The sequence below is a fragment of the Streptomyces canus genome (assembly GCF_001514145.1).
Lineage (GTDB): Bacteria > Actinomycetota > Actinomycetes > Streptomycetales > Streptomycetaceae > Streptomyces > Streptomyces canus.
The window spans coordinates 380956-392575 of the sequence record NZ_KQ948658.1 but is presented as its reverse complement, the minus strand read 5'-3'; the positions used below and the strand labels follow the sequence as shown (position 1 = coordinate 392575).

The following is an 11620-nucleotide window of genomic DNA, read 5'->3' as shown; positions in this document are numbered from 1 at the left end:
GGGATCCCGCTGCCAGTCCTTCGCCACCTTGACGTGCAGGTCCAGGAAGACCGGTGTGCCGAGGAGTGCCTCGATCTGCTTGCGGGACTTGATGCCGACCTCCTTCAGGCGCTTGCCCTTGGGGCCGATGATGATGCCCTTCTGGCTGGGGCGCTCGATGTAGACGAAGGCGTGGATGTCGAGGAGGGGCTTGTCGGCGGGGCGGTCCTCGCGGGGGAGCATCTCCTCGACGACCACCGCGATGGAGTGCGGGAGCTCGTCGCGGACGCCCTCCAGCGCGGCCTCGCGGATCAGTTCCGCGATCATGACCTGCTCGGGCTCGTCGGTGAGGTCGCCCTCGGGGTAGAGCGCCGGACCCTCGGGAAGCATCGGGATCAGCAGGTCCGCCAGCAGGTCGACCTGCTTGTTCGCGGTCGCCGACACCGGGACGATCTCCGCCCACTCGATGCCCAGCTCCTTGCCGAGCTGGTCGACGGCGATCAGCTGCTCGGCGAGGGTCTTGGAGTCGACCAGGTCCGTCTTCGTGATGATCGCGACCTTGGGGGACTTCTTGATCCCCGCCAGTTCCTTCGCGATGAAACGGTCACCGGGCCCGAGCTTCTCGTTCGCGGGCAGACAGAAGCCGATCACGTCGACCTCGGCCCAGGTCGTCCGCACGACGTCGTTGAGCCGCTCCCCCAGCAGCGTGCGCGGCTTGTGCAGTCCGGGGGTGTCGACCAGGATCAGCTGGGCCTCGGGCCGGTGCACGATCCCGCGTACCGTGTGCCGCGTGGTCTGCGGCTGGTTCGCGGTGATCGCCACCTTCTGGCCGACCAGAGCGTTCGTAAGGGTGGACTTGCCCGCGTTGGGGCGGCCCACGAAGCAGGCGAAGCCGGCGCGGTGGGGTGCCTCCGACGATGCCGGCGGCTCGGATGACTGACTGCGAACGCTCATGCGCCCCATTCTCCCTGATCCACAGAGCCCCGCCGCACAGGCGCCCGCACACCGGCCCGACCGTGAGCTTCCGGAAACCCCAACGCAATGAAACACGGCAGAAACACCCCCGTGCACAACCGGAAACGCACGCCGGTGACCCTCTGACGAGCCCCCACCTCGTTGGAGACCCCCATGTCCTTCGCCGCGCAAGGCATCGACACCGGTGACACCGCCTGGCTGCTCGCCGCCACCGCCCTCGTCCTGCTGATGACCCCGGGCCTCGCCCTGTTCTACGGCGGCATGGTCCGCACGAAGAGCGTCCTCAACATGCTGATGATGAGCTTTGTGTCGATCGCCCTGGTCACGGTGGTGTGGCTGGCCGCCGGCTACTCCCTCGCCTTCGGCGACGACACGTTCGGCGGCCTGATCGGCAACCTGAAGCACGCCGGCATGAGCGGCCTCGGCCCCGACAGCGTCCACGGCACCGTCCCCACCCTCCTCTTCGCCACCTTCCAGCTCACCTTCGCGATCATCACGGCCGCGCTGATCAGCGGCGCGATCGCGGACCGCGCGAAGTTCGGGGCCTGGCTGGTGTTCGTCCCGGTCTGGGCACTGCTCGTATACGTTCCCGTCGCCCACTGGGTGTGGGGCCCGGGCGGCTGGGTCCTGGACAAGCTCGGCGCGCTCGATTTCGCGGGTGGTCTGCCCGTCGAGATCACCTCCGGTGCCTCCGGTCTCGCCCTCGCGCTCGTCCTCGGACCGCGTCTCGGCTTCAAGAAGGACGCGATGCGGCCGCACAACCTCCCCATGGTCGTCCTGGGCGCGGGCCTGCTCTGGTTCGGCTGGTTCGGCTTCAACGCGGGCTCGGCTCTCGGCGCCAACGGCCTCGCGGCCGCGGCCTTCCTCAACACCCTCGCCGCCGGCTGCACCGGCCTGCTCGGCTGGCTCTTCGTCGAGCAGAAGCGCGACGGCCACCCCACCACCCTGGGCGCGGCCTCCGGCGCGGTCGCGGGCCTGGTCGCGATCACCCCGTCCTGCGGCTCGGTCTCCCTCCTCGGCGCACTCGTCGTCGGCCTCGCCGCCGGTGTCGTCTGCTCGTACGCGGTGGGCTGGAAGTTCAAGCTCAACTACGACGACTCGCTCGACGTGGTCGGCGTCCACCTGGTCGGCGGCGTCATCGGCACGCTCCTGATCGGCGTGTTCGCCGTGAAGGAGATGACCGGCGGCACGGAAGGACTGCTGTACGGCGGCGGGCTCGCCCAGCTCGGCAAGCAGCTGGTGGCCGTGGTCGCCGTGGGGGCGTACGCCTTCCTGGTGACGTACGGCATCGGGAAGCTGATCGACAAGGTGCTGGGCTTCCGGGCCGACGAGGAGCACGAGCACACCGGCCTGGACCTTACGGTGCACGCCGAGACCGCATACGATCACGGCGTCCTGGGCCACGGTGCCCCGGTCGGCGCGTCCCCCGTCCCCTCCGCCCAGAAGGTCAAGACCCAGGCATGAAGCTCATCACCGCGATCGTCAAGCCGTACCGCCTCGACGAGGTCAAGACCGCGCTCCAGGAGATCGGCGTCCACGGCCTGACCGCGACGGAGGCCAGCGGTTACGGCCGGCAGCGCGGCCACACCGAGGTGTACCGCGGCGCCGAGTACCAGGTCGACCTGGTCCCCAAGGTCCGCATCGAGGTCGTCGTCGACGACGCCGACGCCGACGCGGTGATCGACGCCATCGTCAAGGCCGCCCGTACGGGCAAGATCGGTGACGGCAAGGTGTGGGCCCTGCCGGTGGAGACGGTCGTACGGGTGCGGACGGGCGAGCGCGGGCCGGACGCGCTCTGAGGGAGGCACCGTGAGCGAGTGGTACGTGCTCGTCGAGACGAACAACGGGTGGTCCGACGGCAACTGGCTCCTCCACGACAAGGTCCATGTGGCGGGCGGCAGGGAGCAAGCCGTCGCCCGCGCCGAGGAGTTGACCCGCTCCAACGTGGAGCGGCGCACGGGCGACGACCCCCACCGCGGCCACCTCGTGTTCCGGACCTCCGAGACGAGCTGGCTGCTGGAGTTCACGAAGTCGCGCTGGTCCGAGCCGTTCGACCACGCCACCGAGGACTCGTCGTACGCCCGGATCTCCGTCGCCGAACTCATCTCCTCGGCAGAAGCCCGTCCCGTGGAACGCCCCGCGCCGGAGAAGGGCCGCCTGCGCCGGGCCTTCGGCGGCTGACCCCGGCCCGGGCCTGCCGCGCCCTGACCAGCAGGACGACGCCCACGACCAGCACCACCAGCAGGACCGCCGCCATCAGCCACGGCAGCACGAAGAAGGAGGCGCCCGCCGACTCGCGGGTGTCCTTCGCGCTCGCCGTGAGGGTCACCTCGCCCCAGTCCAGCTGAGGTGCGCCCTTCCACGGCTCGCTCAGGTGCACCCGCTGCCCCGGCAGCAGTTCGCCAGGGATCTTCGACAGGTCGCGGGCCAGCAACGTACGCCCGAACAACCCCGTCGCCCGCAGCTCCACCTTCGGGTTCAGAGTGACGTTGCCGGTGTTGCGCAGGGTGTACGAGATCGTCGCACCGCTGTCCCCCAACCCCGGTACCAGCGGCTGGTGATGGCTGACGCGGACGTCCTCGACGGCGATCGCCGGCACGGTCGGTCCACCCACCCGCAGATAGATCCTCGCGGCGACGGCCCGCTGCACACCGAGCGCCACCGCGCCGTCGCCCTTGTCGATCCGCTCGTCCAGCGCCACCAACGCGCCGGGATGGTCGCCCGGTTCGGCGCCCTCGGGCACCGACAGCGTGAAGGGCACGGTGACCTTGCCGTGCGCGGGGACGGTCACCCGGGACTTCGCGGGCTTCGCCCAGACCCCCACCCCGCGCTGCTTCTCGGCGACGGTACGCACGGCGAAACCGCCGTCGCGGGCGGTGTTGTAGGCGTCGGCGGCGTAGAGCCGGAAGGTCAGCGGCCGACCGGTCTTGTTGGTGACGACCACCTTGTCGTCGATGGTCTGCCCGGGGTCGGCGGAGAGGTAGAAGTAGGGCCGCGCCGCGATCTGGGAGGCGGCGGGGTACACGGACCAGCTGCCGTTGTCGGCGGCGTACGCGGGTGCGGCGGCCGTGACCAGGAACAGGCTCAGGAAGAGGACGTACAGCTTACGCATGGGTGCGGACCCCCAAGAGGCGGACGGGCGGGTGCGGGCGCCCGTACGGTCAGCTGAGCGTGAGGGTGAGAACGCCGGAGTACGTGCCGGGAGGCGTGAACGCCGGTACGTTCAGGGAGAGTCCGGCGTCCACGGTGAACTCACCGCCGGTGAGCGTGCCGTTGGGCGTGGACGCGAGCGTCGCTCCCGAGGAACCGACCGCGCCGGCGGAACCGGCCTGGCAGGTGCTCGGGCTGCCCGCCTTGGTGGCGCAGGCGGGGCTCCAGCTCAGCGCACCGGCGTCGATCTTGGCGCCGGGTCCGGTGAAGTCGGTGACCTTGCCGGTGAGGGACCAGCCGGCGGGTCCGCCGCGGAAGTCCTGGACGGTCACCTTGTTCAGGTCACCGGTCGAGGCCCCGCCCTTGCCGTAGTCCACCGCCGAGAGGCTGACGGCGTCCCCGGCCTGGGACATGGACAGCGTGCCGGCCTTCACCGTGGTGGTGACCTTCTGGCTGCCGTCCGGTACGGGGGTGTCGTCGATGACGACGTACGCCTTCGGCCCCGCCCCCTTGGCGTCGCTGTACGCGCTGCCCTCGTACGCCACGACACCGGTCGTCGTCTTGTCGTTGACGACGAGTGAGCCGCTGAACGCGCCCGAGGAGTCGGTTGTGGCGGTGGCGGTGTCCGCGGTCTGGGCGGCGCCGGACCGCCCGGCCAGGGTGACCGTCGCGCCCGGGGTGAACTTGCTGCCGGTGACGGTGACGCTGTCGCCGGGCTTCCCGGAGGCCGAACCCAGCGCGATGTCCCGCTCGTTGACGGGGTTCGTGTCCGTGGCGGTGACCGTCTCGGAGACCGGAGCGGGCGGGGTGATCACCGTGCAGGGCGTGTCCAGTTCGAGGATGTAGCTGGTGTGGATGTTGTAGTCGCCGGGCGAGAGGGTGATCGCGCCGGGTGAGGTGACCTTGAAGGTGCCGGTCATCGAGAACGACGGGAAGGCGCCGTTGCCCGGCACCGGGTCGTTCTTCTTCGGTCCGGCGACCGTCACGGCTCCGGTCTGGGCGCCGCCGAGGGTGACCTTGCCGGTCGGCGTCATGATGTCGGCCGGCAGTGCGATGGCCGTGGGGTTGCTGGCGGCCGGCTTGACCACCGTGTAGGTCACGGTGACGGTGTCGCCCACCTTGGGGCTGGTGTTGTCCACGGCGATGGCGGCCGTCGTGGTGCCGTCGATGGGCGGGATGCCCGCGACCGCGGGCGGGATGCAGTGCGTGGCGAAGTCCACGTTGGTGGCGGCACCGGCCGGACAGGCCAGTGCGCCGCCCGCGGTGACCGCGAGCGCGGTCGCCCCGATAAAGGACGCCAGACGGCGTCTTCGAGTCGTCGAACCCATGGATGTGCCCCCTCCGGAAGCTCCTGAAGTCCTGCGCCGACAGGGGGCATTGATGTGTGGATAGCGTGAGAAGTCAATGGAGTTGCCGCAGAAACCTGACGAGCTGTCAGTTCCTGCGGCAACCAAGGTACTTGCTGGGACGATCAGTCGAACACGAAGGGTCCGGGCGCCTGCGGACCGGTGGCCGTGCAGGTGACGGTGATCCCGAAGACGACGATCTGGAGCGAACCACCGTACGACTCCAGGCTGTCGCCGGACGCCACGGTGCCGTTGAGCGGACCGACGGTGACAGGATCGCCGGCCGCGATGGCGGGGTTCTCCGTGCCGGTGAAGGTGGTGGTGCCGCCGTTCGCGTTCACGAAGGTGAGGGTCGAGGCGATCGAGTCCTCGTCGAGCGCGAGCGGTGCGTTGATCGCCGAGGTGACGGTGACGGTGGCGGCGGTGCCGTCCTGGGTGGCGGTGAGGGTGGCCTGGCCGCTGCCGTAGAGGCCACAGTCCGCGTCGATGGTCGCGGTGTCCGGGGTGACGGCCAGGGCGGTGGGGGCGAACGCGAGCCCGAGAGCCGCGAGCGTGCCGACGGCCAGTGCCGCACCAGTGCCTGTGCGCTTGCCTTTCATGGAATCCGGTTCCCTTCCCGTGGTGGGGACTGCCATGTGGGGATGGACGGGGGGTGCGTTCCGACGGACGGCCGGGCATCACGGGCGTGGTGCGGGACGCCGCGCGAGTTGAATCTGACGGTCCGTCGGAATCTCCGGTTCCATTGATGCGCGTGGGACGGGGAACGGCAAGCTGGAATTCCGGCCAAGTGTTACCGGGGGTATCAGCCTGCGGTCACGGTGCTCCGCACGGTGCCGTCGACCCCTGCCACCAGCACCGGAGTCTGCGGGCCGCCCAGATCCCGGACGGCGGCCCGGTCCTCGTCGGAGGCCGATTCGGCGTCCGTCACCACGGCCGCCGCCTCCAGGGACTTCGCCCCCGACGCCACGGCCATCGCCACCGCCGTCTGCAAAGCACTCAACCGCAACGAGGGAAGAGCCACCGTCCCCGCGACATACGTCCGCCCGGTGTCGTCCCGTACGGCCGCCCCCTCGGGCACCCCGTTACGAGCCCGCGCCGAACGAGCCAGGGTGACGATCTTGCGGTCCTCAGGGTCAAGCGCACTGTTGTCGGTCATGACAGGAGCATACGAACCGCTCCCGCCCGGTCGAGGCCACGGGGTACGCCCGGCATCGCCGGGTCACCTGCTGCCACTGGAGTCCGCCCACCATCCCCGGACCACCGGCTCCACGGGATATGCCCGCCATCCCGGGCCACCACCCGCCACGGGGTACACCCACCATCCCCGAGTCACCCGACTTCCACGGGGCCGTCACCCACGGCCGGAGAAAGACACCACCCGCCACGGGGTACATCGCCCGCCACGGGGCACACCGGCAGGCCGGGAGAACTCCCCATCAACAGTCCGCCCCCACCGCGAACCGGCCGCCACTAGAGAGCCACCAGCCCCAGAAGCGCCGCCGTCACCGGACACGTCACTTCGCACAGGGAACAACGTCCGCACGGAGACCCGCAGGCCACCAGAAGCACTCTCCATCACCAGTCCGCCACCGACCGCGAAACCCGCCGCCGCCACGGGAGACGTCACGCCACCCGCCACCGGCCACGTCACCCCGCCACGGGATACATCGCCCCCCGTCGCCCCTCCGGTGAGGCCAGCCACTCCAGTTTGGCCGCGGTGTGGGACTCGTCCAGGGGGGTGTGGAGCACGACCGTCAGGTCGGGGCGGGCGGGTACCCGCAGTGCCGTGGACTCCACGCACAGCAGGCCGACCAGTGGATGGTCGAGCTCCTTGCGGATCACTCCGGCGTCCTCGATGTCCCGCCGCTCCCACAGCTCGGTGAACTCGGCGCTCGCCGACCGCACCCGGGCCAGCACGTCCTGGAACCCCTCGTCGTCCGGCCGCGCCGAGGCGGCCGCCCGGAACTGGGCGACGACCGTGCGCGCGTTCTGTTCCCAGCTGTGCGATCGCGACCGGTACAGCGGATCGGTGAAGAAGTCGACGAGACAGTTCTGGGTGTTCTCCGGCCGCATACCGAGCACCCAGCCCGCGGCCTCGTTGTACAGCACGCAGTTGTAGTACGCGTCCATGATGTGCGCCGGATACGGCATCCACGCGTCGATCAGCCGCCGCAACCCCTCACAGCCGTGGTCCGCGGACGGTTCGGGCGCGGGCGGGTTCAGCCCGGCGAGGACGTACAGATGTCGCCGCTCGGCGTTGCTCAACCGCAGCACCCGGCCGACCGAGTCGAGGACCTGCGGGGAGACGGAGATGTCCCGCCCCTGCTCCAGCCACTGGTACCAGGAGGCACCCACCCCGGCGAGCACCGCGACCTCCTCGCGCCGCAGCCCGGGCGTGCGCCGCCGCGCCCCGCCGTCCGGCAGCCCGGCGTCGGTGGGCGAGACCCGGGCCCGCCGGCTCATCAGGAACTCGCGCAGCTCACGATGCCGCTCACTCTTGGGTACGACCTCGGGCACGAACGCATCCCCCTCGTTGTTGCCTGGTGGTGCCACCACCAGCACAACTTGCCGCTCCCCACGGCTATTCCGACGCGCGCAGGCTCTTGCCCATGGCGATCGACACCACAAGTTCCGTCCCCGATGCGCTCGACACCCCCCGGCTGTCGACGCGCGACAAGCTCGTCCTGTTCGTCCTGTGCGCCGCCCAGTTCATGGTCGCGCTGGACTTCTCCGTCCTGAACGTCGCCCTGCCCGTCCTCGGCGCGGACCTCGGCATGAGCCCCTCCGCCCTGCAGTGGGCGGTCACGGCGTTCGCGCTGCCGTCCGGCGGCTTCCTGCTCCTGTTCGGCCGGATCGGCGACCTGTACGGCCGTAGGAAACTCTTCCTCATCGGCCTCGCCCTGTTCGGCGCCGCCTCCTTGCTGGCGACCTTCGCCTGGGACCCGGCGTCCTTCCTCGCCGGACGCGCCCTGCAGGGCCTCGGCGCGGCGGCGATCGTGCCGACCGGCATGTCCCTGCTGACCACGACCTTCCCCGAGGGCCCCGCCCGCGACCGGGCCCTGGGCATCTCCGGCACTCTGCTCTCGCTCGGCTTCACCGTCGGCATGGTGGCCGGCGGCACCCTCACCGACACCTTCGGCTGGCGCTCCACGATGGGCCTGCTCTCCGTGTTCGCCCTGATCGTGCTCCCACTCGCCCCCGGCCTGCTCCCCGAGTCCCGCACCCCGGACCGCCCCCGCCTCGACGTGCCCGGCGCGATCACGGTCACCGGCGGCCTGCTCTCCCTGATCTACGCCCTCTCGACCGCCGCCGACCACGGCTTCGGCCGCACGGATGTCATCGTCACCCTGATCGTGGGCCTGCTGCTCCTCGCCGCCTTCGTCAAGATCGAGTCCCGTACCGCACAGCCGCTGGTGTCTCTCCCCATGCTGCGCCGCCGCACGGTGGCGTGGGGCAACATCGGCGGTCTGGTCACCTTCTCGATGATGTCGACCGTCGTCTTCGTGCTGACCCTCTACCTCCAGGAGGTCCTGCACCTGTCGGCCTTCGAGACCGGCCTGGTCTTCGGCGTCCAGGGCGTCCTGTCGGCGGTCGCCGGCACCTACGCCCCCAGGGTCATCGGCCGCTTCGGCCCGCGCCGCACGCTGGTCGGCTCGCTCGTCGGCCAGGGCACCCTGATCGCCGCCCTGCTGGGCCTGGACACCGGGAGCTGGTCCGTCTGGCTCGCCACGGCCGCCGTTTCCCTGGCCAGCATGTGCCACCTCGGCGCGATCATCTCGTACGGCATCACCGTGACCTCCGGTGTCCCCGACGAGGAGCAGGGCCTGGCCACCGGCCTGGTCACCTCCACCCAGCAGGTCGGTATCACCGTGGGCATCCCGCTGCTGGGCGTCCTCGCCACCACCTCGGACGATCTGCTCTCCGGCGTCCACACGGTCCTCGCCCTGGACACGGTGATCGTCCTGGCGGCGGCGGTCCTGGTCGCGACGGGACTGCGGGTGCGCTCAGGGGCGGTCGAGGCGGAGCCGGTCGGCGCGCGGTAGACCGGCCACCACCAGGTCGTACGAGTCCTCGACGAGCTCCCGGACCAGACGGTCCGGGAGTTCGCCGTCGACGGTGACGGTGTTCCAGTGGCGCTTGTTCATGTGGTAGCCGGGGGCGATCAGCCCGGGATGGTCGGTACGCAGCCGGATCGCGTCCTCCGGGTCGCACTTGAGGTTGACCTTCAGGGGCCGCGCGTCCAGGTTCGTGAGGGCGAAGAGCTTGCCCAGCACCTTGAAGACCGAGGTCTCCGGGTTGAACGGGAAGTCCTCCACCACCGCGTTGAAGGAGAGGCAGAGCGCGCGCAGTTCCCGAGGGGTCACTCGGACTCCTTCTCCTCTTCGGCCGCTCCGGCTACGCCCACCGGCTCCACCAGAACCGTCACGATCTTGTTCCGGCGTCCGGCCGCGGCCTCCGCGGTCAGGCGGAGCCGGCGGCCGTCCGGAAGGTCGACGGCGGCGGAGGCCCCGGCGATGGGCACCCGGCCCAGCGCCTTCGCCAGGAGCCCCCCGACGGTCTCCACGTCCTCGTCGTCGTACTCCTCGAGCCCGTACAGCTCGCCCAGGTCGGTGATGTCGAGTCGGGCCGTGACCCGGTGGCGGTCGTCGCCGAGATCCTCCACCGGCGGCAGCTCGCGGTCGTACTCGTCGGTGATCTCGCCGACGATCTCCTCGAGGATGTCCTCGATCGTGACGATGCCGGCCGTGCCGCCGTACTCGTCGATGACGACGGCGACGTGGTTGCGGTCCTGCTGCATCTCGCGCAGCAGGTCGCCGGCGTTCTTGGTGTCGGGCACGAAGGCCGCGGGCCGCATGGCGGTGGAGACCAGCTCGGACTCGGCGTCCCGGCTGATGTGCGTCTTGCGGACCAGGTCCTTCAGATACACGATCCCGACGATGTCGTCCTCGCTCTCCCCGGACACGGGGATCCGCGAGAAGCCCGAGCGCAGCGCGAGGGTCAGTGCCTGGCGGATGGTCTTGTAACGCTCGATGACGACGAGGTCGGTCCGCGGGACCATGACCTCCCGCACCAGCGTGTCGCCCAGCTCGAAGACCGAGTGCACCATCCGGCGCTCCTCGTCCTCGATCAGCGACTCCTTCTCGGCGAGGTCGACCAGCGCGCGCAGCTCCGCCTCGGACGCGAACGGGCCGCGGCGGAAGCCCTTGCCGGGGGTGAGCGCGTTGCCGATGAGAATCAGCAACGACGGGATCGGCCCCATGATCCGGGCCAGCGGGAGCAGGATGTACGCCGCCGCGGTCGCCGTGTTGAGCGGGTGCTGACGCCCGATGGTGCGCGGGGAGACGCCGACGGCGACGTACGACACGAGCACCATGACCCCGATCGCGACGAGCAGGGCGCGGGTGGTGCCCGGGAACTCCTGGAGACAGGCGTAGGTGACCAGGGCGGCCGCCGCCATCTCGCACGCGACGCGCACCAGCAGCGCCACGTTGAGATAGCGGGTCGGGTCGGCGGCGATCTGGGCGAGCTTGGCGCTGCCGCGCCGGCCGTTGCGTACGGCTTCCTCGGCGCGGAAGCTGGAGACGCGCGCGAGGCCCGCCTCCGCGCAGGCGGCGAGCCAGGCGACGACGACCAGGGCGATCGCGCCGGAGACGAGGGGCAGGCTCATGAGACGGTCGGCGCGGGGGACGGGCCGGTGAGCCCCTTCTCCTGCCGCCACCCGTCCACGATGGCCGCCTGCAGGCCGAACATCTCGGCCTTCTCGTCCGGCTCCTCGTGGTCGTACCCGAGGAGGTGCAGTACGCCGTGGACGGTGAGGAGTTGGAGCTCCTCGTCCATGGAGTGCTGCGTCTCGGCCTCCTCGCCCTGCCGCTTGGCGACCTCGGGACACAGCACGATGTCGCCGAGGAGGCCCTGCGGGGGCTCGTCGTCGTCCTTGCTGGGCGGCCTGAGCTCGTCCATCGGGAAGGACATGACGTCGGTGGGCCCCGGCAGGTCCATCCACTGGATGTGCAGCTGCTCCATGGCGTCGGTGTCCACGACGATCACCGAGAGCTCGGAGAGCGGGTGGATGCGCATCCGCGCGAGCGCGTAGCGGGCGATGTCGAGGATCGCCTGCTCGTCGACCTCGGTTCCGGACTCGTTGTTGACGTCGATCGACATGGTGCTGG

13 protein-coding genes are annotated in these 11620 nt (G+C 70.5%); 4 read left to right on the top strand and 9 right to left on the bottom strand.

Annotated features, from left to right (window positions below; translation table 11 throughout):
- On the bottom strand, positions 1–942 hold a 942-nt coding region (gene era / locus AQJ46_RS11205), incomplete at its 3' end, for a GTPase Era (RefSeq protein WP_107117243.1).
- 165 nt (positions 943–1107) lie between these two features.
- Here era and AQJ46_RS11200 point away from each other — a divergent pair.
- From AQJ46_RS11200 to AQJ46_RS11190, 3 genes are read left to right on the top strand one after another with little or no spacing between them, the layout of a single operon-like run.
- On the top strand, positions 1108–2418 hold the full coding sequence (locus tag AQJ46_RS11200; RefSeq protein WP_059205408.1) for an ammonium transporter: 1311 nt from the start codon (positions 1108–1110) through the stop codon (positions 2416–2418).
- Positions 2415–2753, top strand: a complete 339-nt coding sequence (locus AQJ46_RS11195; RefSeq protein ID WP_057615803.1) for a P-II family nitrogen regulator — start codon at positions 2415–2417, stop codon at positions 2751–2753. The genes AQJ46_RS11200 and AQJ46_RS11195 overlap by 4 nt, the downstream gene beginning before the upstream one ends.
- A 10-nt stretch (positions 2754–2763) precedes the next feature.
- Entirely contained in the window at positions 2764–3135 is a 372-nt protein-coding gene (locus AQJ46_RS11190; RefSeq protein ID WP_059205407.1) for a hypothetical protein, read from the top strand.
- Here the strand turns inward: AQJ46_RS11190 and AQJ46_RS11185 are convergent.
- The 5 genes from AQJ46_RS11185 to AQJ46_RS11165 form a co-directional block, all read right to left on the bottom strand.
- Positions 3056–4066: a WxL protein peptidoglycan domain-containing protein gene (locus AQJ46_RS11185; RefSeq protein WP_059205406.1), complete on the bottom strand. Its 1011-nt coding sequence runs from the start codon at positions 4064–4066 to the stop codon at positions 3056–3058. The genes AQJ46_RS11190 and AQJ46_RS11185 overlap by 80 nt on opposite strands.
- 49 nt (positions 4067–4115) lie before the next feature.
- Positions 4116–5432, bottom strand: coding sequence for a WxL domain-containing protein (locus AQJ46_RS11180; protein WP_059205405.1), 1317 nt, complete (start codon positions 5430–5432; stop codon positions 4116–4118).
- Between the two features lie 143 nt (positions 5433–5575).
- Complete coding sequence (locus AQJ46_RS11175; protein ID WP_057615811.1) at positions 5576–6049, bottom strand: hypothetical protein; 474 nt, start codon at positions 6047–6049, stop codon at positions 5576–5578.
- A gap of 203 nt (positions 6050–6252) precedes the next feature.
- Positions 6253–6606, bottom strand: a complete 354-nt coding sequence (locus AQJ46_RS11170; protein ID WP_059205404.1) for a hypothetical protein — start codon at positions 6604–6606, stop codon at positions 6253–6255.
- Positions 6607–7097: 491 nt separating this feature from the next.
- Positions 7098–7913: a helix-turn-helix transcriptional regulator gene (locus AQJ46_RS11165; protein ID WP_059205834.1), complete on the bottom strand. Its 816-nt coding sequence runs from the start codon at positions 7911–7913 to the stop codon at positions 7098–7100.
- A 146-nt stretch (positions 7914–8059) separates the two neighbouring features.
- Between AQJ46_RS11165 and AQJ46_RS11160 the strand changes: the two genes are divergently transcribed.
- Positions 8060–9493 (top strand): MFS transporter, encoded by a 1434-nt coding sequence (locus tag AQJ46_RS11160; RefSeq protein ID WP_059205403.1) that lies wholly within the window; start codon positions 8060–8062, stop codon positions 9491–9493.
- Here the strand turns inward: AQJ46_RS11160 and AQJ46_RS11155 are convergent.
- Genes AQJ46_RS11155 through ybeY form a run of 3 tightly spaced genes read right to left on the bottom strand, consistent with a single transcriptional unit; the run spans position 9455 to position 11612 of the window.
- Positions 9455–9814 (bottom strand): MmcQ/YjbR family DNA-binding protein, encoded by a 360-nt coding sequence (locus AQJ46_RS11155; RefSeq protein WP_059205402.1) that lies wholly within the window; start codon positions 9812–9814, stop codon positions 9455–9457. The two genes, AQJ46_RS11160 and AQJ46_RS11155, sit on opposite strands and share 39 nt — an antisense overlap.
- Positions 9811–11118: a hemolysin family protein gene (locus AQJ46_RS11150; protein WP_059205401.1), complete on the bottom strand. Its 1308-nt coding sequence runs from the start codon at positions 11116–11118 to the stop codon at positions 9811–9813. The genes AQJ46_RS11155 and AQJ46_RS11150 overlap by 4 nt, the downstream gene beginning before the upstream one ends.
- On the bottom strand, positions 11115–11612 hold the full coding sequence (gene ybeY, locus AQJ46_RS11145) for an rRNA maturation RNase YbeY (RefSeq protein ID WP_007381932.1): 498 nt from the start codon (positions 11610–11612) through the stop codon (positions 11115–11117). Before ybeY ends, AQJ46_RS11150 begins: the two co-directional genes overlap by 4 nt.
- Positions 11613–11620: the final 8 nt, after the last annotated feature.

Coding starts and splice junctions, on each gene's coding strand:
- AQJ46_RS11200 (WP_059205408.1), top strand. CDS start 1,108: ATGTCCTTCGCCGCGCAAGGCATCGACACCGGTGACACCGCCTGGCTG.
- AQJ46_RS11195 (WP_057615803.1), top strand. CDS start 2,415: ATGAAGCTCATCACCGCGATCGTCAAGCCGTACCGCCTCGACGAGGTC.
- AQJ46_RS11185 (WP_059205406.1), bottom strand. CDS start 4,066: ATGCGTAAGCTGTACGTCCTCTTCCTGAGCCTGTTCCTGGTCACGGCC.
- AQJ46_RS11180 (WP_059205405.1), bottom strand. CDS start 5,432: ATGGGTTCGACGACTCGAAGACGCCGTCTGGCGTCCTTTATCGGGGCG.
- AQJ46_RS11175 (WP_057615811.1), bottom strand. CDS start 6,049: ATGAAAGGCAAGCGCACAGGCACTGGTGCGGCACTGGCCGTCGGCACG.
- AQJ46_RS11170 (WP_059205404.1), bottom strand. CDS start 6,606: ATGACCGACAACAGTGCGCTTGACCCTGAGGACCGCAAGATCGTCACC.
- AQJ46_RS11165 (WP_059205834.1), bottom strand. CDS start 7,913: ATGAGCCGGCGGGCCCGGGTCTCGCCCACCGACGCCGGGCTGCCGGAC.
- AQJ46_RS11160 (WP_059205403.1), top strand. CDS start 8,060: ATGGCGATCGACACCACAAGTTCCGTCCCCGATGCGCTCGACACCCCC.
- AQJ46_RS11150 (WP_059205401.1), bottom strand. CDS start 11,118: ATGAGCCTGCCCCTCGTCTCCGGCGCGATCGCCCTGGTCGTCGTCGCC.
- ybeY (WP_007381932.1), bottom strand. CDS start 11,612: ATGTCGATCGACGTCAACAACGAGTCCGGAACCGAGGTCGACGAGCAG.